Raw genomic sequence first — 21,977 nt, forward strand, 5'->3', positions numbered from 1 at the left:
GACATGTTCATCGTCACGGGCGCTTCCGGCAAGCTCGGCCGCAAGATTATCAGCAACCTTCTGCTTCACGTGCCGGCCACGAGCATTGGAGCAAGCGTCCGTGACCCGTCGAAGGTGGCGGATATCGAGGCAAGGGGCGTGCGTGTACGGCAAGGCGATTTCAGCGATGCCGAGAGCCTGCGCGACGCCTGGGCAGGTGCGAGGCGACTTCTCCTGATCTCCTCCAATGCCGCAGCAACAGGCGGTGACCCGCTGGAGCAGCACGCGACTGCCATCCGCGTCGCGCGAGAAATCGGCGTCGAGCGCATCTTCTACACCAGCCAAATATCGAGCGCTGCGAGCTCACAATTTCCCCCCGGCAGATGCCATGCCGAGACGGAAGAGATGCTCGCACGGTCAGGATTGGCCTGGACTGCCATGCGGCACGGCTTTTATGCCGAAAGTGCGCTGATGATGAACAGGCGCGGCTTGGACGCCGGCTCTCTGGAAGCACCAGAAGATGGCCCGGTTGCATGGGTGACCCACGATGATCTCGCTGCTGCAGACGCAGCTTCGTTAATCGGGAGAGAGGATATCGATGGCCCGACGCCGCCCCTGACGGGAAGCGAGACCCTTGACCTTGCCGGTCTTGCGGAACTGGCCGGAGAGCTTCTGGGGAGGCCCGTATCAAGAACGATCGTCAGCGAGGAGACCGTGAAAACCAGGGCGTATGCCGCAGGCGCACATGACGGGACAATCGCCGTCATGCTGGGATATTACCGCGCGGCCCGTGCGGGAGAATTCGCAGCCACCGATCCGGCACTTGCCAGGATACTGGGGCGGGCACCCCAGACCATGAGGGAGTTCCTGAAAGCAGAGCTTTAGCGCGGTTTGGTCCCCCGTCCGCCTGCTCTTTGAGCCGATGTAGGCGCATCAGCGAGGTGAAGGCGCGCTGGGTGCCCGCCTTCGGGCAGGTGCCACGACGGCTTCTATGACCGAAAGGGAGGCGCGATGCTGCCATCCCCGGCACTGTAACCTTCTTCGCGGGAGCCGAAATTATTGCCGCTCTCGCGCCCAATTGACTGATGCCCAACGTGTCGCAAGGTCAGCTGATCATAAACGGCTCCGCTTTGGCGCCCTTGCCCATTGCAGAGGGCCAGCGCGACCTGACGCTTTGCGCCGCGGCGGCGACTCAGTCCTCACTCCTGACACCCTCGCCGAGTCTCCCAACCTGGCGGAGGTGACCCAAGAGAAACGCGTGAGTGGATGGGTTGGCGACGATCAGCAAGCCGGACTTTTCGAAGAAGGCCGGCCCACGTCCCCACCAGTCGGTGACGATCCCGCCGGCTTCCTCGACAAGCAGGATGCCCGCCGCGGTATCGACGAAGCCCGTCTGCTCGAAATAGCCGGTGAAGCGTCCGCAGGCAACATAGGCGCAACAATTGGCGGCACTCCCGAGGACGCGGACGGCACCAATCGGCGCGCGGATCTGGTCGAGCCGGGCATAGGCGCCCTCGTGAAAAGAGAGGTTCGGCGTCGGGAGACCCGTGCCGACAACCATCTGCCCGATGTCGGGGCTGTCTCGCATGGCGAGCTGGCGACCGTTGAGGAAGGCCCCTTGCCCCTTCTCAGCGGTGAACATCTCCTCCGTCACCGGATTGTAGACCAGTCCGCACAGGGTCTCCCTGCCCCGCCGAAGCGCGATCGTGATCGTATAGTCGAGACCGTTCAAAAAGTTGGTCGTTCCGTCGATCGGATCGACCAGGAAGCGATAGTCGGGGTCAGACCCTTCAACGGGCGGCAATTCTTCGCCGCTCAGGCTCCATTCCGGGTAGCGAGTCAGGAGGTGCTCCCGGATCAGGCGCTCCGATTCCTCATCCGCCAGGCTGACGAAATCACCCGGCCCCTTGACGCCGATCGCCAGCGTCTCGCGTCGGTGAAAGAAGTCGAGCGTCAGAGCCCCGGCGCGACGGGCCGCCTCGACCATGTCCGCAAGAACATGCGCGGGAGCAACCGGCATCAGCCTTGTCCTCCGGCAAGAGCGGCAGCCAGGCCTTCGGGGTCGTCGGTGGTGATCTGGTCGACGCGCAGGTCGAGGAGGCGTTGAACGTGGTTCAGCGTGGTGGGGCTGACGGATCGGATCGTCCAGGCATCGACGCGACGCCCGTCAGAGTGGACAGCGCCGATCAGGTCGACGCCGACGGCGTCGGCGGTGAGAACGAGTTCATGGTCGAGGTAGATCATGGTGGCATCCGGCGCCAGTCTGAGGGCCGCTTCGATAAAGGTTGCGAAGTCCGAGGCCGAGGTCAGCGCGTCGAGGATGCCGGGATAGGTCGGGTCGTAGCCGGTCTTGAGGCCGGGCGTGCGTTCTGCAAGCGCTGCCACGGCTGCGCTGTCGCCGCCCGACAGGATCATCGACGAGGCTACGGGCGAGACCGCCACCACGAAGCTCTCAATGACCGCCGGAGACAGGCGAGACCCGTCCTCCTTGCAATCGAGCTGCAGCAATGCATCCGCATGGGCGGGGTTCGCCTTCAGCAGATCACAGAGATCTTCGAGCAGCATCACGCGATCGCTGATCGGCGTGCCGTCGTTTGCCCGCAAGAAGAGCTGCCGCAGTGCGTCCGCCGTGGTGTCGGCGACGAGGCCGGTTCCAGTCGTTCCATGATCGAGCGTGCGGTCGTGCAGGATCGCGAAACCATGCTCGGCATGGAGGACGAGATCCACTTCGACGCTGGCGCCCAGCCGCATGGCTTCGAGAATGCGTGTCGGCGTGAATTCGGGATCGGAGGCTTTGCGACGCGCGCGATGCCATTTGAGCATCGTCCGGTGTCCCCGATTGTCAATGAAGATCGGGTCAACGCGCATGGTGAATCCCAGAAAGCTTGGCGTCGTTGCGGAAGGCGGCGAAGGACCGGGGCGCGAGGCCGACAGCTTGGCCCGCCTGGAAAGGTTCAGGACTGGGAACCATCGATTTCACCCGCGTCCCATCGGACAGATGAAGATCGATCAGTCCGTGCGTGCCGAAATCGGTGACCCGATGGATGACAACCCGGCTGCGGTCATCCGGCGCGACGAGATCAAGCGCTTCCGGCCGGACGGCCAGGGTCACCGGTCCATCGGAAACGGCAAGCGCAACGGACAGGTCGGCATGCCGGAAACGGCCGTTCTCGACATGGCCCTTGATGAAATTCATCGTGCCGATGAAGCCCGCGACGAAGGGGGTTTGCGGATCGCGGTAGATGACGTCGGGTCTGTCAGCCTGTTCAGTCCTTCCATCATGCATCACCACAATCCGGTCGGCCATCGACAGCGCCTCGTCCTGCCCGTGCGTCACGAAGAGCGTGGTGATCTTCAGGCGGAGCTGGATGTCGCGCACTTCTTCGCGCAGCCGCTCGCGCAGATGCTGGTCGAGACTGGCGAAAGGTTCGTCGAGCAGCAGGATCTTCGGCTCGAGGATCAAAGCGCGTGCCAGTGCCACGCGCTGCTGCTGCCCGCCAGAGAGCTGGTTGGTCATGCGTCGGTCATAGCCCTTCAAACCGACGAGATCGAGCACGGCCTCGACCCTGTCCCGGATCTCGACTTTCGGGCGGCGGCGCAGCTTGAGGCCGAAGGCAAGATTGTTGAAGACGTTCATATGGGACCAAAGCGCATGGCTCTGGAACACCATGCCCGTCGGTCGACGCTCGGGCGGCAGATGCGTCACGTCCTGACCGTCGATCGCGATCCGCCCGGAGGTCGGATCCTCGAAGCCGCCGACCATGCGCAGCAGGGTCGATTTGCCCGAGCCGGAGGGTCCGAGCAGGCAGACGAGCTCCCCATCGGCAACATCGAGAGAGACCCTGTCGACGGCGATCGTCTCGCTCGAAAAACGCTTTGATACGCCCTGGATGCTCAGCGTCGACATGGGTCTTGTCCTGTCCTGCGGCTCGTCATCCGCCAAATCCTTTCGCAAAGGCGCTGCCGCCGATCACCCGTCGGGCAAACATCAGGGCGATGAAGGACGGCACCCAGAGCATGACCGACAACACCGCGCCGTACTGGATGACCATCTGGTTGTTGATGAAGCTGATCATCAGCACGGGCATGGTACGGATCCCCGGCGCCCCGATGAGCCAGGCGCCTTCCGTTTCGTAGAAGGTGCCAACGAAGGTGAGCAGAACTGCCGCGGCGATGGTGGGCGCTGCCTGGGGAAGCGTGATCGACCAGAAGACGCGCAGGGGACTGGCACCGACATCGCGGGCCGCCTCCTCCATGCGCCGATCGACGGCCTGGAAGGCGGCGACCGGGATCCAGATCATGAACATCAGCGTGTTGACCAGCTGGATCAGCGCGACTCCCCAGAAGGTGCCAATGAGGTCGAGCTGCAGGAAGATACCGGCAATCGCCACCAGCAGCCCGAACTTCGGGAAGGCATGGCCGGCGAGGAAGGAGAAGAACAACAGGTCGCGTCCGGGAAAACGCAGGCGGGCGAAGGCATAAGCGGCGGGCAGGCAGATGATGGCGGAGGCGAGCGTCACCACGGTCGAAAGCGCGAGGCTGAGCGAAAGAGCGCTCCACACATCCGACCGGCTGAGCGTCTGCTGCCAGAAGCGCAGTCCGAACTGCTGCGGCAGCACGCTCGGATAGCGCCAGATCTCCGTGAAGGCCCAGACGCCGACGACCAGCAGCGGGAGGACGACCACAACGGAGAGGACGAAGGCGAGCAGAAGGCCTGAGGCGGTGAGCGGCCTGGCGGAAGAGAGGCGCATGGCCCTCATCTCCCCTGGTTGCGCGCGACCGAGCGCACGTAGAACAGGCCGAAGACGATGCAGAAGCCAAAGGTAACGACAGCCTGCGTGACCGCTCCAACGGGATCGTTGAGATCGCGGAACGTTCTCTGCATGAAGGGGCCCATCATTTCCGGAGACGCCGGCCCGAGCAGATAGGGAAGCGTGAAAGCCGAGAAGATGCCGAGTACGGCGAAGGACAGGGCGACCAGGATCGAATTGCCGATCTGCGGCAGGATGATGTGCCAGAAGAGCTGCAGCCGGCTTGCTCCGACATCCCGCGCCGCCTCGATCGCCATCGTGCTCACCGAGCCGAGCCCCGAAAGCAGAATGAGCACCGTCAGCGGGATATTGTCCCAGACGAGACCGATCACCGGACCCCAGGGTGTGAGGTAAGGCGTGCGCAGCTTCGGAAGCCCGACAGCATTCAGCAGCAAATCGACCATGCCGTTCGGACCCAGAACGCGGATCAGCGCATAGGCAAGGATGATCGAGGGAACGAAGAGCGGCAGGATTGCCAGCGCCTGGACATAGGCGGCAATGGTCCCCTTGGCGAAACGCAGATAAAGCGCGATCGGCAGCGAGACGATCAGCAGCAGCAAGGCGCAGAGTCCGGTGGTCCAGAGCGTCAAGGCGAGGTTGCCGAGACTGTAGCCGTCGGAGAAAAAGAAAGCGTAGCTGGATCCGTCGAAGCGGGGAACCCCGTCGGCGGCAGGCCGCCAGAGCGTGGTCAGCACGGCGTGCACGATCGGCCAGATCACCAGCCACGCGACGAGCAGGACGGGGAGAGCAACGAGCAGGAGGCCGACCAGCCCCCTGCCCGATTGCGCACGCGATGCGTCCTGCATTGCCAATTCGCTGCTCACGCCTTGCGGTCGATGGTCGGCGCGACGTTGCGGTACCAGCCGTCATTCACCGCCGCCTCCCAGGCGCCCGAGGGGAAGGTCGGGATGCTCTTGGGAATGATATCGGCGAACTTCTGACGAAGATCGGCGGAGACATAGTCCCAGCTGACGCCGGGGAAGCCGCCAAGCTCGGTCAGGATGGCGCCCTGCATCTCTTCGCTCAGGATGAAATCGGCGAGCTGCAGGGCCGCGTCGCGGTTCTTGCCGTTGCTGAGCACGACGGCGCGCGAGAAGCCGCCGCACAGCGCCAGATCCTGAAGCTGGACCAGACCCGTGGTCTGCGGCAGCACGCCCTGGTCGATCGCCTGGAGGACCTGATCCGACCAGACGGGCGTCATAGTCACCACGCCCTGACCGAGCAATTGCAGCGACTGCGTGTTGCCGGAGGAGTAAGCGCCCTTGTCATAAAGCGACGGCGCAATGTCCTTGAGCAGGGCCCAAGCCTTGCCGAGCGCCTCGTTGCCGAACGATTCGGTATAGTTGTCGACGGTGAAGACCTTCGGATCGAGGCCATTGGCCTGATGGATCGCACGGCGGACGAAGTTCCCGCCGGAGCCGCCCTTGTCCGGACGGTTATAGACGAACTGACCAGGATGCGCCTTGATCCAGGCGACGAGCGCATCCCAGGTCTTCGGCGCATCGGCTGCCGAAAGCTTGGTGGAATCATAGGCGAGCAGAACCTGCGAGCCGCGATAGGGCAGCGAATAGTCGCTGTCGATGGCGAGCGGATTGACCTTCGCGTAATTGGCAAGGCCAGCCTGCTTCAGGTTGACGTAGAGCCCGGCTTCGATCGCGCCCTTGGGCAGCCGCGGGTCGGCATGCTCGAAATAATCGGCCTGCGGATCGGTCTTCGTCTGCATTGCCGCGAGAGCACGGTCGGCAATTGCCTGGATACCGGCATTGTCGCCAGCATCGACGAGGTTGAGTTTCACTCCGGCATGTGCCGCCTCGAACGCGGGCTTGACGGTGTTGGTCCAGAAATCGAGCACGTTGGCATCGGAACCGGTGTACCAGTCGATCTGCCCCTCGGCTGCGAAGGACAGTTTCGGCAGGATCATCATGCCGGCAACCGAGCCGGCCGTCGAAATCAGGAATGCGCGCCGCTTCATCGTCTTCTCCCTTGATTGCCGCGCCTTCCTCGGCGCTCGGCTGACCATCGAACTCCAGGACGAGGGTGCGTGCCCTGCCGATCGGCACAGCTTAAAGCGCCCCTAAACCTCCCGCTGCGTGCGCCCACCCAGGCGCAACGCGTTGCACATGCGTGCAACGTGCTTCAACTTTCGGCAGGTCTTTACAGGTCAGAGGCGACGGTTTGATGACACTAACGCTTTGCACATATGTGCACCGCTTCAGTCGGCATGGGGGCGGACCGAGCGCCGCCACACCGGAACCGGCTCGAAAACGGAATTGACAGCGGGCTGTTCGGCTCCGTTCGCTTTGGCGATAAGGAGAGCCACGACATGGCTGGCGATCCGCTCGAGCGGTTGCGCGAACGTGGTGAGGCGGTAGGCTTCCCAGGATGCCTGCTCGATGTCGTCGAAGCCGATGACGCACAGATCCTCCGGGATCCGCAGGCCAAACTCCTGCCGTGCGCCGTCCATGAAGCCGAGCGCAAGCAGATCCGTGACGCAGAAGATGCCGTCGCAAGGCTCGGAGCGCGCGAACACCCGCCTGGCAGCATCGAGCCCGGCACGGTAGCTTGTCGCCTCAGCCTCGACCTGCCTCACCGCAAGGTTCTCAGCGGCGGCTAACGCAAGAAAGCCTTGTTCGCGCTCGCGAAGGCTGGGGGTGCGCGCGGCCGAGGTCAGGATCGCGGGGTGCTTGCAGCCGGCCCGGCGCAGGAGATAGAGCGCCTCCCTCGCCGCGCTCGCATTGTCGAGGCCGAGATTGTCGCAGCCTTCGAGACGATCGTCGCGGTTGATGAGGATGACCTGCTGGCCGTTCCCGAGCGCGGTCTTGACGAGCGCGGTCGAGGGCGTCCCGGACAGGACGACCGTCGCATCGGCGCGATAGTGCAGGGTCAGCTTCAAGGCGTGGTCAACGCTGGTCGCATCGCTCTCGGTGTTGAGGAGCACGGTGATTTTGCCGGCCGCCTGCAGCTTGCGTGTCAAGCGATCCACCATCGCCATCCGCACCGGCGTTGTCAGATCCGAGACGATCAGACAGACGATGTTGCTGCGCTCGCGCAGCTGCCGCGCCAGGTGATTGACGTGGTAGCCAAGCGCTTCCGCCGCTTCGACGACCTTCCTGCGCGTTTCCTCGGAGACGCTCGCACCATCGGTAAAGGTGCGGGAGACCGCCGACCGGGAAACACCGGCGCGCTCGGCCACCATTCTGGCGCTAACGAAAAGGGGCGAACGATCCTTACGCATGCAGCGACATCAACGACACTACCCGAGCCCCTCTTCCCGGCCCTCGGATTGAAGCCGACGCCAAGCACGCCCGCACCGACCGCGGCGGAAAAAGCATGAGGCCGGTCATGAGGCGGCCGAGATCAGAGGTCGCACTTGGTGTAGGGTCTGTCAACGCGATCGGTTCAACCGCGTTCTCCGGCCAATTCTCGCGATTTCTTCAAAGCACTGAGCCTCCAGCCGCGCCTCCGGCACCGCCCCGGTCTGCCTGTCCTAGAAACTCGTTCGACGCCAACGTAAGTGGTCAGCGATGCCCAAGCGTACAGAGCTTTCTAGACCAGCCGCCCATGATGCCGGAGCACGAGGCCAACGGCGCCCATGCAGTTGTCGTTGTCGAGGAAGCGGCCGGTGGTGAAGGTAGGATTGGCGCCGTCTCCATCGCCGGGCTTGACGAGCGTGTGCCGGACATAGGCGGCCTGGATCGGCGCAAGGAGCATCTCGCCCGCCGCCGCCATTCCGCCACTGATGACAAAAAGACCAGGATTGAGGATCGTGCCGACCGTCGCGAGCCCGCGCCCGACGGCGTCTCCCGCATCCTCCAGGAGCCGCCGAAAGCCGACATCGCCTCCTTGAGCCATCTTGACGAAATCCGCCATGCCGATGCTGCGCGCGAGGCGGCGCTCGGCCACGCCGAGGATGGCCGCGCCGCTGCAGGAGAGTTCCATGCAGCCGCGGTTCCCGCAGGTGCAGAGGTCGCCGCGCGGGTCGAGGATCATATGGCCGAACTCGCCGGCCGTCCCCGCAGCGCCGGTCAGGACCTTGCCGTTGGCGACGATCGCCCCGCCGATCCCAAGATCCAGCTTGAACAGGACGAAGTTCTCTGAGCCGGCCGCCGCACCCCACATCATTTCCGCGAGCGCGGCACAATTGCTTTCATTGTCGGCAAAGATCGGTTTCTGGAGCACCGGTTCAAAGGTGGCGCGCAGATCGACGCCCTGCCAGCCAGGCAGCTGCGAGCCGCGCATGATCCGGCCGCTGGCCGCGATCGGAGCGGAGACGGCAAAACCGACCCCGAGCAGGCCGGAATAGGGAAGGCTGTGCTCCTTGTAGATGTTGTCGATCGCCTGTTTGGCCATACGCGTGGCGCGTTCGGGCTTGTAATCGCGCTCAAGCGGAATAGCGACGTCGGCGACGATGTTGTGCGCCACGTCCGCGAGCACCACCCGCAGCCCGTTCCGTCCGAGAAGGACGCCGAGACAGGTGCCTGCCTCCGGGTTGAGGGAATGGGCGAGCGCCGGCCGTCCGATGCCGGGACTGCGCGTCTCCACCTCCACGACCAGGCTCGAGCGCTTGAGATCGGCAAGGATCGTCGAGACCGTCGAACGGGCGAGACCCGTGGTTCGGGCGATCTGTGCCGCGCTGACCGCGCCATGGCCGCTCAAGGCGCGAACCACGCGCGCTACCGGCGTGTCCACCTGACGTTCGTCGAGAAGGCCTCGTAGCCCGCCGCTGATCATATTGGCCATATCGTCTAGCCCCTCCGCAGAACCGAGCTTGCCTCAAGGAGCGGCTCTCGCAAAGCGGGGCGTAGCGCCTCCTGCAAGTGCATGCTGAACCCTCAGGCAAAACGTCCGCAACGAAAACCGCCGGCATGACGACCGGCTTCGCTCCATCTTCTATGACAGAACTGGACGGACCACAAATCCGTTTTAGCAGGAGTTTTGTCATGGCTGACATAATTCAGGTTGACAAACTTTGGCTCCGCCGGTCTAAAAGAGGGTGAGGAAGAGAAAAACACCAAGGGAGGAAATGATGAGCCTGAGAACCACCGCGTTGCGAACCGGCACGATGCTAGCGGCCCTGGCGCTCGGTAGCGCTGCTGCCTCTGCCGAAACCATCACGCTCTGGACGCTGAACTTCAGCTCCGAAGCCTCGAATGCCGCCATGCAGAAGATCGCCTCCGACTTCGAGGCGGCCAATCCGGGCGTCGATGTCGAGATCGTCACGCGCGGCGTCGACGATCACAAGACAGCCCTCAGGGTCGCCGCCGGATCGGACCGCGGTCCGGACATCTTCTTCAGCTGGGCCGGCCTCGGTCTCGGCGGCGAATATATCAAGGCCGGGCTCAGCCTGCCGCTCGACAAGTACTATGCGGAATACAAGTGGGACGACGAGCTCGTTCCGGCCGCAGCCTCCTTCTCGAAGATCTATGAGGGCGGGCGCCAGGGCGTGCCCTTCACCTTCAAGGGCGAGGCGCTCTACTACAACAAGGCGCTGTTTACCCAGGCCGGCATCACCGAACCGCCGAAGAGCTATGACGAGCTGGTCGCGGCTGCCGAAAAGCTCAAGACGGCCGGCATTCCGGCAATCACCTTCGGCGGCACCGTCAACTGGCACCTGATGCGCCTGATGGACGTGATCTTGGAATCGAAGTGCGGTGCGGAGAAACACGATGCGCTGATGAACATGAAGGCGAGCTGGACGACGGAGCCCTGTGCCTCCGCCTCCTTTGGCGAGCTTGATAAGTGGAGCAAGAACTACATTTTGAGCCCGTTCATGGGCATCGACAATGCGCAGTCCTTCAATCTCTTCGTCGCCGGACGTGCGGCGATGATGCTCGAAGGCGACTGGCTCGTTCAGCAGCTTGCGGAAGCCGGCAATCTCGACGATTACGACGTCTTCCCCTTCCCCACGGGGACGAACCGTCTCTATGGCTTTGCCGAATACCACTATATCAGCAGCAAGAGCAAAAGCCCGGACACGGCCGCCAAGTTCCTCGACTATTTCATGTCGACGCCGGTGCAGCAGGCGGTCCTCGGCCAGTTCAGCACGACCTCGATCAACAAGAACGTCACCTACAAGGACCTGCGTCCCCTTGATCAGAAGTGGGTGGATATCTTCAACACCTATACGCAGGTCTATATGAACGGCGACCAGGCCTTCCCGCTCGATGTAACCACGGAATATTTCCGTGTCATCAACGAGGTGGCGAGCGGCAATATCGCGCCGGCAGATGCCGGAGGCCAGCTTCAGGCCTTTATCGACAACAAGCGCTAGGCTCTTGTTGCAGCCGGCCTCTCCAAGGGGCCGGCTCCCTTCCGCTTCGCCAAACCACCCTGCAAACGGCACGGTCTGCCCGTGCCGTCCGGAGTGTCCGATGACGTCCCGATCCATCCTCCAAGACCAGCGCATGCAGGCTGCGATGCTGATCGCCCCGGCGATCGTCATCTATGCCGTCTTCGCCATCTACCCGATGGTGGACGTCGTGTTCCTGAGCTTTCAGCGATGGAACGGTCTGGATGCCGACAAGCAGTTCGTCGGCCTTGCCAATTATGTTGATATCTTCACCAAGGATCCGGTCTTCTGGGGTGCGTTCCGCAACACGGTGATCTGGACCATCCTGTCGACCATCTTCCCGCCGCTGGTCGGGCTTCTTCTGGCGCTGGGGCTCAACCAGCCGATCTTCGGCCGCAACGGCCTGCGGGCGATCTTCTATCTGCCGGTCATCATCGCCCCGATCGCCGTCGCGACCATGTGGCGCTGGATGTATGATCCCTTCTTCGGTCTGTTCGGCCAGATCCTCACGTCCTTCGGTCTTCAGAGCTGGATCCAGGACTGGCTGGGCAATCGTAACATCGCCCTCTACTCCGCCTTCGTCGCCTATCTCTGGCAGACCGTCGGCTTTTCCATGGTCCTGTTCCTGGCCGGCCTGCAGGGCGTCAGCAAGACGCTGATCGAGGCGGCGCGGATCGATGGGGCCGGTCGCTGGAAGGTGTTCAAGCATGTCACATTGCCGGCGCTGCGGCCGACGATCACCATCGTGCTGGTCCTCGCCATCATCTCCTCGCTGAAAGCCTTCGACATCATCTACGGGCTGACCGGCGGCGGCCCTGCTCAGTCGACGCAGATGCTGGCGCTCTGGGCCTTCACCCAGTCCATGCAGATCTTCGACTTCGGTCGCGGCAGCGCGATCTCCGTCGTGCTCCTCCTGATCACGCTGTCGGTCGTCATCCCCTATCTGCGCTGGACCCGCAAAGCCGAGGAGGACGAGGAATGACCATGAGTTCTGCGTCTCCCGGGTTCGAACAGGTCGAAAAGCCGCCGCGGGATTGGGTGCTGGTGGCCCTCTGGGTCACCTTGGCCCTGGTGGCGCTGATCTGGGTCGCGCCCTTCGTCTTCATCATCTTCACCTCGCTGAAGTCCAATGCGGCGGTGATGGGGTCCAGCGCTTTCGCGCCGCCGGTCGATCCGAAATTCGCCAATTATTCCGGCGCCTGGGACCGTGGCCGCTTCAACACGACCTTCTTCAACAGCGTGATCATCACCACGATCAAGGTGCCGCTCGGCCTCTTCATCTCCGCCATGGCGGCCTATGCGCTGGCGAAAATCGAGTTCTCCGGACGCAAGCTCATGCTGCTGGCGATCCTGTTTGGAACGATGATCCCTTTCCAGGTGATGCTGGCGCCGCTCTTCACGCTCGTGAACGGGCTTCACCTGATCGATACCTATCCAGGCGTGATCCTGCCCTATCTCGCCTTCGGCATCCCCTATCAGGTCTTTATTCTTCAAAGCTTCTTCCGGGCGATCCCCAAGGAGTTGAGCGAAGCCGCGCGCATCGATGGCGCCTCGCATTTTACGATCTTCCGACGGATCTTCCTGCCAGTATCCCTGCCGGTGCTGGCCGCGCTGCTGATCCTCGATTTCGTCTCGACCTGGAACGAATTCGCCATGGCGCTCGTCCTCTTGCAGGATCGCGCCATGTGGACCCTGCCGCTCGGGCTTTCCGCCTTCCAGGGCCAGTTTTCGAGAGATTACGGGCAGCTCAATGCGGCCATCGTCATGACGGTGCTGCCGGCCGCGATCGTCTACCTCATTTTCCAGCGCTACTTCGTATCGGGGCTGACCTCCGGTGCGGTGAAGGGCTGAGACAGACAGCAAGGACATGCCAATGACCGACACGACCATCGCCAAGTGGGACCTCTTCGAAGCCAGTCTCAACGGTCCCACCGCCGGCAACCCCTTTCTCGACGTCGAGATCGAGGCAGTTTTCAGCCAGAAGAGCCGGACCGTGCGGGTGCCGGGTTTTTATGATGGCGATGGTGTCTACAAGATCCGCTTCATGCCCGACAATGAAGGCGAGTGGTCCTATGTGACGCGCTCCTCCGCCGCCGAGCTTGATGGGCGGACAGGGACCTTCCAGGCCGGCCCGGCACGACCCGACATTCACGGGCCCGTGCAGGTCGCCAACAAGTTTCACTTCGCCTATGCCGACGGCACGCCCTACCTCTCCTTCGGCACCACCTGCTATGCCTGGACGCACCAGCCGCTCGATCTCCAGGCAAAGACGCTCGAGACGCTGAAGCAGACGCGCTTCAACAAGATGCGCATGGGCGTCTTCCCGAAGGACTATCCCTTCAACATCAACGAGCCGCTGCATGATGTCTATGAGCGCGATGCCGAAGGCGAACTCGATTTCGATCGGCCGAACCCGGCGAGCTTCCGGCACTTCGAGACCCAGGTGAAGGCGCTTGGCGAACTGGGGATCGAGGCGGATATCATCATCTTCCACCCCTATGATCGCTGGGGCTATTGCGACATGACCGCCGAGCAGGATTACCGCTACGTCGCCTATCTCACGGCGCGTCTTGCGGCCTATCGCAATGTCTGGTGGTCGCTCGCCAATGAATATGACTTCCTGCTCGACACCAAGCCGATGGGCCAGTGGGATCGCTACTTCCAGATCATCGAAGAGAACGATCCCTACCGCCATCTCAAATCGATCCACAATGGCGATGTGAACGCCAATTACGACCACCGCCGGCCTTGGGTCAGCCATGTCTGCATCCAGAACTGGGACGTGAAGCGCACGCAGGAATGGCGGGAGGCCTATGGCAAGCCGGTCGTCAATGACGAGCCGGAATATGAAGGCAACATCATCCTCTCCTGGGGCAACATCTCGGCTCGCGAACTGGTGCACCGTTACTGGATCACCCTTTTGCGCGGCGGCTATGCCGGGCATGGCGAGACCTTCATGCATCCAGACGACATTCTGTGGTGGGCGAAGGGCGGCGTTCTGCATGGCGAAGCCTGGCAACGCATCGGCTTCCTGCGCGACCTTCTGGAAGAGGACGTGGTCAATGGACTGACGCCGATCGCGCGGGAGAGCAACTGGCCCTGGAGCCGGGTTTCCGGCGCGACGGATGGCGAGGTGACCTATATCTATCTCGGCGAGCATCAGCCGGTCATCTGGGCGCCGGGTCTGCCCCAGCAGGCGGGTGAGTATGAGGTCGATGTCATCGATATCTGGGACATGACCGTGACGCCCGCCGTGCTGGTCGACGCGCCTGCCAACCATCCCACCCGCCATGGCGCATCGCTGCGCCCGCGCCGGCCGGATGCGGCCTTCGCCGTGGAACTGCCCGGCAAGCCGAATCTCGCTATTCGCGTCCGGCCCAAGCGATAGGAGGAGAGCATGTCGACCGTGGAGATCCGTGACGTCCGCAAGTCCTATGGCGCCCATGCCGTGCTGCACGGCGTCGACATCGACATTGCCGACGGCGAATTTGTCATCCTGGTCGGGCCCTCGGGCTGCGGGAAGTCGACGCTCCTGCGCATGGTCGCGGGGCTCGAAACCATCACCGGAGGCACGATCAGCATTGATGGACGGGTGGTGAATGGCCTTGAACCGAAGGATCGGGACATTGCCATGGTCTTCCAGAACTACGCGCTCTATCCCCAGATGACTGTCGCGCAGAACATGGGCTTCGCACTCGAGCTTGCCGGCGCGCGCAAGGAGGAAATCAAGCGCAAGGTGGATCACGCAGCCGGCATCCTTGGCCTGGAACCGCTTCTCGGCCGCAAGCCGGCCCAACTCTCCGGCGGCCAGCGCCAGCGCGTCGCGATGGGCCGCGCGATCGTGCGCGACCCCAAGGTCTTCCTGTTCGACGAGCCGCTCTCCAATCTCGACGCGAAGCTGCGCGTCAAGATGCGGGCTGAAATCAAAGCCCTGCACCAGCGTCTGAGAACGACCATCGTCTATGTGACCCATGACCAGATTGAAGCCATGACCATGGCAGACAAGATCGTCGTCATGCAGGGCGGCCATATTGAACAGATCGGCACGCCGCTGGATCTCTACGACAATCCCAGAAACATGTTCGTCGCCGGCTTCCTCGGCTCGCCTGCCATGAATTTTCTCGATGGTGTCATCGTCGGGGAGGAAGGCCGGTTCGTCGAGCTTGCCGGCGCCGGCCGCGTGACGCTGCCTGGCCGTATTCCGACTGCCACGGGCTCAGCCGTCATTGTCGGCGTACGTCCGGAAGATATCACGATCAGCGATGGCGACGGCATAGTCGGCGAGGTCGTGTTGGTCGAGCCGACGGGATCGGAGACCCATCTGGCGGTGCGCGTCGGCGGCCAGGATCTCGTCGTCGTGCTCCGATCCCGCATGGCGCTCGTTCCTGGCGAGAGGGTGAATCTGTCCTTCGACGAGTCCAAATTTCACCTGTTCGACAAGGGCTCGGAAGAACGCATCTCGGTGGCGCGCCTCTGACATCATCCGACGTTGACTGCACCGTTTTCTACGCGGCGAGATCCACACTGACCATAAACGATACGGGGCTGCTGCTCGCAGCAGCGCGCGAGGGGAACGGACTGGCTTACCTCATCGAAGACTTGGTCGAACCATTCTTGGAAAGCGGGGAGCTCACGCGCGTTCTCGACCCCTACTGCACCGTTTTCTCCGGCTTCTATCTCTACTATCCGCAACGCGCTCACACGGCCTCATCGGTCAGAGCGTTCATCGACTTCATGAAGGTCAAGGGTGCCTAGACGATCGGCCGATGGGAGAGCGTGCTCCAGCCAAGTTGTGAGGAAAGCACAACAGGTGACGGCCGCTTTTTATCGGTTAGCTGATGTCGACTTTCCATGTCATGCGCGCAACGCCTGTGGCCGGTTTGGAGGCGCGAAGCAGAAAATAATCTCCGCAGAGGCGCCGGAAGGAGACTGTCTGCTGCCATGACGTTCAACTGAAAGGCAGACGCCGCTCTCGTGAACGCGTCGATCGCCATCTTAGCTACGTCGCAGCGTGGCGCGGGCCTCCATACCATAAGTCGCTCTTGCGAAGTTGGGCGGGCACGCCGATTGCTTCCGCGCCGCGCGATGAGCTAGCGAGAGTAATCCGGCCGCTCGATATCGGCGACGATCCCCACCTGCTTGGGCGACCAGGCCAGCACCCTCTTCGTCCATTCGTTAGAGGCGGGTCCGTTGTTCGCGACCCATGTGGCCAGCGCGCCAAAATGCTCCCCCGCCTCTTTCGCGGTCAGCGACTTGGTCGGCAACCCGAGCTGGCGGCCGATCGCTTCCGCGATCTCGCGGAACGGCACGCCTTCCTCGGCAACCGCATGGTAGACCTCCCCACGGGCTCCCCGTTCGAGCGCGAGCCGGTAGATGCGTGCAGCGTCCAATCGGTGAACCGCTGGCCAAAGGTTCGTCCCATCTCCCACATAGGCCGAAATGCCTTTCTCGCGGGCGACGCTGGCGAGCATGGGGACGAAGCCATGCGTCTCGCCCTTGCCGTGGACGGAGCGCGGATTGCGGACGACGTTGGCGTGAATGCCGCGTTCGGCCAAGGCGAAGGCCGTCTGCTGGGACGCGCGCGGAAATGCAGGCATTATCTGAGGTCGGTCGGCCTCCAACGCCATCTCGCCGGTCAGATGCAAGAACCCGTCAGTGACGATGATCGGCCGCGCCGATCCAGCGAACACCGCGCCGAATGTCTCGATCGCGGTGCTGTCCTCGGCAGCCAACTCGCCAATGCGCGAGAGGTCGAGGCCGAAGGCCGTATGGATGATGCCCTCCGCGTTTTCCGCCCCGCGGCGAAGTACGTTCAGATCGCCGAGCGCGCCGATCTCCACCGTTCCACCTGCGGAGAGCAGTGCAGCACCTTTCTCCTCCGACCGGACCAAGCCGACGACCGAATGACCAGCCGCCATCAGCTCACGCGCGATAACCGAGCCGATCCAGCCACTCGCACCCGTTAGGAACACACGCATCGCAACCTCCTTGCGGTTTTCAGCGGAAGAATGGTACAACCTCTGTCAGTGACTGACATGGAATGATGTCAGTCACTGACAAGGGGGAGCGATGAAAAAATCGGAATCCGACGCTCGCATGCGCCTTCAACGGGCAGCGCTGGAACTGTTCGCGGAGCGTGGTTACGACCGCACCACGGCGGCCGAGATCGCGGGCCGCGCCGGGGTAACGGAGCGCACCTTCTTCCGCCACTTCCCCGACAAGCGCGAGGTGCTGTTCGACGGGCAGGCGGTGCTGGTTGACGCACTGACGACATCCATCGCCGAGGCGCCAACTGGCTTGGAAGCGCTCGACACGTTGTTCTACGCCTTCCGTTCAGTGACGACGCTTTTGGAAGACAACCGTCCTTTCTCCAAGCCCCGGCAGGAGGTTATTTCCGCAACACCGGCCCTCCACGAACGCGAATTGTCGAAGCTGGAAGCCCTGTCCGACGCGCTTGCCTCGTCCTTGCGTGCCCGCGGCGTTCCCGACCTGCCCGCCGCCCTGGCCGCGCGTGCCGGCATGGCCGCCTTTGCTCACGCTACGCTTGCGTGGCTGGAGGATGACGAGCCAGGGCTGGCGGAGCGCCTCGATCTGACCGAACGAGCCTTGAAAAGCGTACTCTAGCCGCCGCACTCGCGCATTCCATAACTCGATCGACTGTGGGAAAGCATGATACTCCAGTGAACGACTGCTTATTGCTGATCCTCTCATGAAGCGCACTGCAGAACTTTCTACCCTCCTGTCCGCCATTCTTTCCGGCCTACCGAATGGCGGCCTGCAGAAGTCCCAAGAGAAGATCGCCCGACCTACATGAAGGCGCAAAACTGCCGGGTGCTCTGTGGCTGCCTCACCGCAAACCTCAGGCCCGAAAGCGGAAATTATTGCCGTTAGACCGTCACGTTGCCTGACGCCGAAAGCCAGGGCACACAGGTGGCATCCACGGTCGCGATTGGGAAAAAGAGGGAATTTCAAGAACTCCTAATTTCCGCACGGCCCGGCTGCGGATCGATCGCGACGCGTCGTGCTTTATGAAGATGGTCCTTGACTGACGCTGCTCATTAGCGCCTGCTCGCACTGATCCAAACTGAGCTCTCACAGCCATGCTGACTTATCGCTCCATTGTCTTGGCGGTTTCGATCTGCTTCTCAATGACATGGGGGGTGCAGGACCTTGCTTTCGCGGCGGAGTCATGTGGCGTCCCTTCGACCTTGTCCGATCACTGGCCGACCGCGCCCGCTGTCGAGGAGGGGTTCGATAGTGCGGCTCTCTGCGCACTTGTTGACCTGATGTCCGACAGGGCCTCGGTCCTCTCTGGGATACATGGCGTTCTTGTCGCAAGGCGTGGCAAGCTGGTCTTCGAGACCTACCGGACGGGTTTCGATCACCCGTGGGGAAAGCCTGCCGGCACCTACGCCTACGATGCCGCGACGCCGCACGACGTCCGCTCCATTGCCAAGAGCGTCGTGTCTCTGCTGATCGGAGTGGCTGTCGACCGGCACCTCATCAGAAGTCTGGACGACGCGGTCTTTGACTATCTGCCTCAGTATCGCGATCTTCGTACCACCGAAAAGGCGAAGATCACGATCCGGACGCTCCTATCGATGACCTCTGGCCTCGTGACAAACGAGGATACGTCCTACGCGGACCCGGACAACACCGAGCGCTTGATGGCCGAGGCGGCCGATCCCTATCGGTGGGTTCTTGAAAGGAAGGTGCTCCATGAGCCCGGTACGCATTGGGCCTATAGCAGCGGAAACACCATGCTTCTCAGTGCTGTTCTCCAAACGGTGACGGCCATGACGCTTGACGCGTTCGCAAGGGAGGCGCTGTTCGAGCCGATGGGCATCTCCAGCGCCGAATGGATCAGGTTGCGCCGGAGCGGTGAGTTCGCTGCCTACGGCGGCCTGCGGATGCGCCCGCGCGACGTTGCCACGCTCGGCCAGTTCCTGCTCGATCATGGCAAGTGGGATGGAAAGCAAATCGTCTCGAAGGAATGGATGGCGGAATCGACTCGGCTTCCCGCTGATAGATCGCTCACCGACCGCTATGCTCTTCTCTGGTGGAAGGGACGATCAAAACGTGCAGGGAACACCGAGGTTGCTTGGACAGCCGCGTATGGAATTGGCGGCCAGAGACTGTATGCCGTTCCCGATCTCGACCTGATTGTGGTCATCATGGCCGGTCTCTACGACCATCCACAACAAGACGAGATCGTCCGATCCGTTTTAGAAGATTATATACTAGCATCTTTGAAATAAAAGGCGACCTGATCGGTCACCTCGGGTTTACACGTCACTCGACCAAACATGTCTCTTGCATTTATAGTTCCATAATGGGCGGTTATCTGACCTATGCCCGCTCTTGGCGCACAGGCGACGTTGCGCCATCATGGAGCGATGTCTTCTTTTTTGGTGACGCTAAACGCCGACCTCTTGGTTCGACATGGAGGCGCAAAGCGGAAGTCATTTCCGCCGTGCGTGAGCGTCCGTCAGTTGTCCGACCGCCTCCCGACGTTGCGATCGACGAAAAGCCTGTCATTACCGACTATCATACGGTAGCCCTGGAAAGCGCAAGGCGTGTTGCAGAAGGGGGAACGCGGGTGCACTTCGACGATCTCAGGACCTTCGTGGAAGTTGCGGATGCGGGGGGCGTCACGCCCGCCGCGCAACGGCTTGGCGTGTCGAAATCGATGGTCAGCCGCCGTATCGTTCGTCTTGAGGCGGAACTCGGCGTCCAGCTCGTTGCACGAACGACGCGCGGCATCGGGCTTACGGAAGAGGGCGTCACGTTTCGCGATTATGCGGCGAGGATCTCGGCGGAGATCGATGCGGCCCGCGAGACGCTATCGCCTGCAGGCGAGCTTCGCGGACGCATCAGGGTCGCCGCTCCTCTGTCGTTCGGGCCGACCCACCTCGCTCCTGTCCTGTCGCAGATGGCGCGCCGACACCCGCAACTTCAGGTCATCTCCTGCTACACCGACCGCTTCGTCGATCTCGTTGCCGAAGGTTTCGACTGTGCGATCCGGATCGGATACCTGCCGGACTCCAATCTCGTCGCCAGGCGCGTTGGACCTCTCTACGCGAAATTCGTTGCCAGCCCCGACTACATCACCCGGAATGGCTCGCCTGAAACGCCGGACGAACTTCTCAAGCATGAGGCGCTCATGGTGGGAACGGAAGTGTGGCCGATCACTGATGGCGATGAAGTGGTCAACATCCGCCCGCAGGGCCGCTTCAAGGCCGACAACGCGGTGGCATTGCTTGCTGCCGCCTTGGAAGGACTAGGCATTGCGCGACTTCCGAACGGTCTGACGGACCAGCACTTTGCCTCGGGAGCACTCGTCGAAGTGATGCCCGACTATCCGCCTCCCACCGCCGGCATCTTCGTCGTCAGGCCCCCTGGACAGCATCCTGCCAAGAAGGTCCGCGTGCTGACGGAGATGTTGATCGAATGCTTCGACCCCAGCTCCTCTTAGACGCCTAGGGTGCAAGATGCTCCGTGTAGAAATCGACGAGCCTTGCGACCGCTCGGTCAACATAGTGTGGCTTGTAGTACATATCGTAGTGACCCGCACCTTCGACTTCAAAGAAGTGTTTCGTCTTCGACGGAGACAGATCGAACAGACGCTGCCCCGCCTCGTATTGCCCGGTCGGTCCTCGGCGTCCACCGACGATGACCTGCAGCGGCTGGGTCAGCAGTTCGGGCACAAGGCTGAATGCGTCGAAACCCAGTAAGCCGCCGTAGCTGACAAACAGCAGACGGTTCGTTGAATTGTGATGCCGATATTCCGACTCCCGGTAGAAGGTGACGGCCTCCAGCAGCTCGGGATCAGTAATCCCTGCGGCTCTCGCATCGGCGAGGCTATCAGGAATCCACGGATCTCTCCGGGGCTCGGCTCCATGGGCCTGCGCGGTGCGCTCGGCTGCGACGTCCAGCAGGGTCTGACGGAAGTCGGGAAGCAGGCGGCGCATGGCTTCGCCTATGTCGTTGGCGACAACCGTTCCCACCGCCTTGAACCGTCTTTCCGTCAGGGCAGCCTTGATGGCGTACCCGCCGCCCGCGCAGATCCCGAGAAGTCCGATCTGCGCCTCATCGACATAAGGCAGCGTCGTCAGATGATCGACTGCGCAATGAATGTCCTCGACACGAACGGCCGGATCCTCAAGATCGCGGGGATCGCCACCGCTCTCTCCCTGGTATGACGGATCGAAGGTAAGGGCTATGAAGCCGTAGGCGGAGAGCCTTTCGGCGTAGATAGCGCCGATCTGCTCCTTCACGCTGCTGCCCGGCGTCGCAAGGACAATCGCGGGATATGCGCCAGCCTCGTCGAGGTCCGACGGCAGGTGGATGTTGCCGACGACTTCGATATCTCTGTTCCTGAACGAAATCCGCCTGATCATAAGCTTGTCCTTCTTCCAGTCTTCATGGAATCATCACAACCCGCCCGAGGGGCTTGGCGGTTTCTGCGAAGTGATGCGCGTTCGCAGCGTCTTGAAGGGCGAAGGATCGGTTAATCACCACGTCGATACTTCCGGCTGCGGCAGCGGCGAGAAGATCGTCGACGGTACCGTGCACCGAGGGCCGTTCGAAGATCGATCCCATGAACACCCCGTGGAGCGTTTGATTGTTCTGCATCGGCAGCCAGAGATCGACAATGAGCTCTCCGCCGCCGGCATTTCCAAGGAAGACGAGGCGGCCTTCGGGGGCGAGTGCGGAAAGCGAAGCTTGCAACGTCGAGCCGACAGGATCGATGACCAGATCGACGCCCTTGCCCTTGGTCAGTCGGCGCGCCTCCTCCACGACGTCCTTTTGCAGTCGGTCGATGACGAAGGCGGCGCCGAGTTCGGTCAGGCGGGCCTGCCTTTCGCTGCCGCTCGCGACGGCGATCACGCTCGCTC

20 protein-coding genes and 1 pseudogene are annotated in these 21,977 nt (G+C 62.4%); 10 read left to right on the top strand and 11 right to left on the bottom strand.

The features are described 5' to 3' along the window. Positions 1 to 3 precede the first annotated feature (3 nt). Positions 4 to 864: an NAD(P)H-binding protein gene (locus ACLE20_RS02410; RefSeq protein WP_410938646.1), complete on the top strand. Its 861-nt coding sequence runs from the start codon at positions 4 to 6 to the stop codon at positions 862 to 864. Positions 865 to 1,171: 307 nt separating this feature from the next. On the opposite strand, the gene ACLE20_RS02415 is transcribed toward ACLE20_RS02410, so the two are convergent. The 8 genes from ACLE20_RS02415 to ACLE20_RS02450 all read right to left on the bottom strand — a co-directional run bounded on the left by ACLE20_RS02415 (position 1,172) and on the right by ACLE20_RS02450 (position 9,530). Then, positions 1,172 to 1,999, bottom strand: coding sequence for an inositol monophosphatase family protein (locus ACLE20_RS02415; RefSeq protein ID WP_410938647.1), 828 nt, complete (start codon positions 1,997 to 1,999; stop codon positions 1,172 to 1,174). Then, complete coding sequence (locus ACLE20_RS02420) at positions 1,999 to 2,847, bottom strand: glycerophosphodiester phosphodiesterase (protein WP_410938648.1); 849 nt, start codon at positions 2,845 to 2,847, stop codon at positions 1,999 to 2,001. Before ACLE20_RS02420 ends, ACLE20_RS02415 begins: the two co-directional genes overlap by 1 nt. Further along, on the bottom strand, positions 2,837 to 3,886 hold the full coding sequence (locus tag ACLE20_RS02425; protein ID WP_410938649.1) for an ABC transporter ATP-binding protein: 1,050 nt from the start codon (positions 3,884 to 3,886) through the stop codon (positions 2,837 to 2,839). The genes ACLE20_RS02420 and ACLE20_RS02425 overlap by 11 nt, the downstream gene beginning before the upstream one ends. Positions 3,887 to 3,911: 25 nt before the next feature. Next, the gene (locus ACLE20_RS02430) at positions 3,912 to 4,739 is read right to left on the bottom strand and encodes an ABC transporter permease (protein WP_410938650.1); all 828 of its coding nucleotides are present in this window, start codon (positions 4,737 to 4,739) and stop codon (positions 3,912 to 3,914) included. Beyond that, entirely contained in the window at positions 4,736 to 5,596 is an 861-nt protein-coding gene (locus ACLE20_RS02435; protein ID WP_410938651.1) for an ABC transporter permease, read from the bottom strand. The genes ACLE20_RS02430 and ACLE20_RS02435 overlap by 4 nt, the downstream gene beginning before the upstream one ends. Before the next feature lie 14 nt (positions 5,597 to 5,610). Further along, positions 5,611 to 6,762, bottom strand: coding sequence for an extracellular solute-binding protein (locus ACLE20_RS02440; RefSeq protein ID WP_410938652.1), 1,152 nt, complete (start codon positions 6,760 to 6,762; stop codon positions 5,611 to 5,613). Positions 6,763 to 7,002: 240 nt separating this feature from the next. Then, on the bottom strand, positions 7,003 to 7,986 hold the full coding sequence (locus tag ACLE20_RS02445; RefSeq protein ID WP_410938653.1) for a substrate-binding domain-containing protein: 984 nt from the start codon (positions 7,984 to 7,986) through the stop codon (positions 7,003 to 7,005). A gap of 350 nt (positions 7,987 to 8,336) precedes the next feature. Then, positions 8,337 to 9,530 (bottom strand): ROK family transcriptional regulator, encoded by a 1,194-nt coding sequence (locus ACLE20_RS02450; protein ID WP_410938654.1) that lies wholly within the window; start codon positions 9,528 to 9,530, stop codon positions 8,337 to 8,339. A 322-nt stretch (positions 9,531 to 9,852) separates the two neighbouring features. Here ACLE20_RS02450 and ACLE20_RS02455 point away from each other — a divergent pair, with 322 nt between their 5' ends. From ACLE20_RS02455 to ACLE20_RS02480, 6 genes are all read left to right on the top strand, one after another. Next, on the top strand, positions 9,853 to 11,061 hold the full coding sequence (locus ACLE20_RS02455) for an ABC transporter substrate-binding protein (protein WP_410939119.1): 1,209 nt from the start codon (positions 9,853 to 9,855) through the stop codon (positions 11,059 to 11,061). Positions 11,062 to 11,161: 100 nt separating this feature from the next. Next, positions 11,162 to 12,061 (top strand): carbohydrate ABC transporter permease, encoded by a 900-nt coding sequence (locus ACLE20_RS02460; protein ID WP_410938655.1) that lies wholly within the window; start codon positions 11,162 to 11,164, stop codon positions 12,059 to 12,061. Beyond that, the gene (locus ACLE20_RS02465) at positions 12,058 to 12,930 is read left to right on the top strand and encodes a carbohydrate ABC transporter permease (RefSeq protein WP_410938656.1); all 873 of its coding nucleotides are present in this window, start codon (positions 12,058 to 12,060) and stop codon (positions 12,928 to 12,930) included. The genes ACLE20_RS02460 and ACLE20_RS02465 overlap by 4 nt, the downstream gene beginning before the upstream one ends. 22 nt (positions 12,931 to 12,952) lie before the next feature. Next, positions 12,953 to 14,467, top strand: coding sequence for a DUF5060 domain-containing protein (locus ACLE20_RS02470; protein WP_410938657.1), 1,515 nt, complete (start codon positions 12,953 to 12,955; stop codon positions 14,465 to 14,467). 9 nt (positions 14,468 to 14,476) lie between these two features. Next, on the top strand, positions 14,477 to 15,556 hold the full coding sequence (locus ACLE20_RS02475; protein WP_410938658.1) for an ABC transporter ATP-binding protein: 1,080 nt from the start codon (positions 14,477 to 14,479) through the stop codon (positions 15,554 to 15,556). Between the two features lie 47 nt (positions 15,557 to 15,603). After that, the gene (locus ACLE20_RS02480) at positions 15,604 to 15,834 is read left to right on the top strand and encodes a LysR substrate-binding domain-containing protein (RefSeq protein WP_410939120.1); all 231 of its coding nucleotides are present in this window, start codon (positions 15,604 to 15,606) and stop codon (positions 15,832 to 15,834) included. A gap of 335 nt (positions 15,835 to 16,169) precedes the next feature. Here the strand turns inward: ACLE20_RS02480 and ACLE20_RS02485 are convergent, their stop codons facing one another. Next, entirely contained in the window at positions 16,170 to 17,057 is an 888-nt protein-coding gene (locus ACLE20_RS02485) for an SDR family oxidoreductase (RefSeq protein WP_410938659.1), read from the bottom strand. 91 nt (positions 17,058 to 17,148) lie between these two features. Here ACLE20_RS02485 and ACLE20_RS02490 point away from each other — a divergent pair, with 91 nt between their 5' ends. The 3 genes from ACLE20_RS02490 to ACLE20_RS02500 all read left to right on the top strand — a co-directional run bounded on the left by ACLE20_RS02490 (position 17,149) and on the right by ACLE20_RS02500 (position 20,554). Further along, positions 17,149 to 17,703, top strand: coding sequence for a TetR/AcrR family transcriptional regulator (locus tag ACLE20_RS02490; RefSeq protein WP_410938660.1), 555 nt, complete (start codon positions 17,149 to 17,151; stop codon positions 17,701 to 17,703). Between the two features lie 476 nt (positions 17,704 to 18,179). Then, on the top strand, positions 18,180 to 19,337 hold the full coding sequence (locus tag ACLE20_RS02495; RefSeq protein WP_410938661.1) for a serine hydrolase domain-containing protein: 1,158 nt from the start codon (positions 18,180 to 18,182) through the stop codon (positions 19,335 to 19,337). Between the two features lie 341 nt (positions 19,338 to 19,678). Next, positions 19,679 to 20,554, top strand: a complete 876-nt coding sequence (locus ACLE20_RS02500) for a LysR family transcriptional regulator (RefSeq protein ID WP_410939121.1) — start codon at positions 19,679 to 19,681, stop codon at positions 20,552 to 20,554. A gap of 4 nt (positions 20,555 to 20,558) precedes the next feature. Here the strand turns inward: ACLE20_RS02500 and ACLE20_RS02505 are convergent. Next, a pseudogene (locus tag ACLE20_RS02505) lies at positions 20,559 to 21,491 on the bottom strand (alpha/beta hydrolase); the annotation flags it as partial. Positions 21,492 to 21,501: 10 nt separating this feature from the next. Then, positions 21,502 to 21,969, bottom strand: coding sequence for a zinc-binding dehydrogenase (locus ACLE20_RS02510; RefSeq protein WP_410938662.1), 468 nt, complete (start codon positions 21,967 to 21,969; stop codon positions 21,502 to 21,504). Positions 21,970 to 21,977 lie beyond the last annotated feature (8 nt).

Source organism: Rhizobium sp. YIM 134829 (assembly GCF_046546455.1).

Bases quoted from the DNA above. Each gene is read 5' to 3' on its own strand.
- ACLE20_RS02455 (WP_410939119.1), top strand. From the start codon at position 9,853: ATGCTAGCGGCCCTGGCGCTCGGTAGCGCTGCTGCCTCTGCCGAAACC.
- ACLE20_RS02415 (WP_410938647.1), bottom strand. From the start codon at position 1,999: ATGCCGGTTGCTCCCGCGCATGTTCTTGCGGACATGGTCGAGGCGGCC.
- ACLE20_RS02490 (WP_410938660.1), top strand. From the start codon at position 17,149: ATGAAAAAATCGGAATCCGACGCTCGCATGCGCCTTCAACGGGCAGCG.
- ACLE20_RS02460 (WP_410938655.1), top strand. From the start codon at position 11,162: ATGACGTCCCGATCCATCCTCCAAGACCAGCGCATGCAGGCTGCGATG.
- ACLE20_RS02430 (WP_410938650.1), bottom strand. From the start codon at position 4,739: ATGAGGGCCATGCGCCTCTCTTCCGCCAGGCCGCTCACCGCCTCAGGC.
- ACLE20_RS02410 (WP_410938646.1), top strand. From the start codon at position 4: ATGTTCATCGTCACGGGCGCTTCCGGCAAGCTCGGCCGCAAGATTATC.
- ACLE20_RS02495 (WP_410938661.1), top strand. From the start codon at position 18,180: ATGCTGACTTATCGCTCCATTGTCTTGGCGGTTTCGATCTGCTTCTCA.
- ACLE20_RS02465 (WP_410938656.1), top strand. From the start codon at position 12,058: ATGACCATGAGTTCTGCGTCTCCCGGGTTCGAACAGGTCGAAAAGCCG.
- ACLE20_RS02470 (WP_410938657.1), top strand. From the start codon at position 12,953: ATGACCGACACGACCATCGCCAAGTGGGACCTCTTCGAAGCCAGTCTC.
- ACLE20_RS02485 (WP_410938659.1), bottom strand. From the start codon at position 17,057: ATGCGTGTGTTCCTAACGGGTGCGAGTGGCTGGATCGGCTCGGTTATC.
- ACLE20_RS02440 (WP_410938652.1), bottom strand. From the start codon at position 6,762: ATGAAGCGGCGCGCATTCCTGATTTCGACGGCCGGCTCGGTTGCCGGC.
- ACLE20_RS02425 (WP_410938649.1), bottom strand. From the start codon at position 3,886: ATGTCGACGCTGAGCATCCAGGGCGTATCAAAGCGTTTTTCGAGCGAG.
- ACLE20_RS02475 (WP_410938658.1), top strand. From the start codon at position 14,477: ATGTCGACCGTGGAGATCCGTGACGTCCGCAAGTCCTATGGCGCCCAT.
- ACLE20_RS02420 (WP_410938648.1), bottom strand. From the start codon at position 2,847: ATGCGCGTTGACCCGATCTTCATTGACAATCGGGGACACCGGACGATG.
- ACLE20_RS02445 (WP_410938653.1), bottom strand. From the start codon at position 7,986: ATGGTGGCCGAGCGCGCCGGTGTTTCCCGGTCGGCGGTCTCCCGCACC.
- ACLE20_RS02450 (WP_410938654.1), bottom strand. From the start codon at position 9,530: ATGGCCAATATGATCAGCGGCGGGCTACGAGGCCTTCTCGACGAACGT.
- ACLE20_RS02435 (WP_410938651.1), bottom strand. From the start codon at position 5,596: ATGCAGGACGCATCGCGTGCGCAATCGGGCAGGGGGCTGGTCGGCCTC.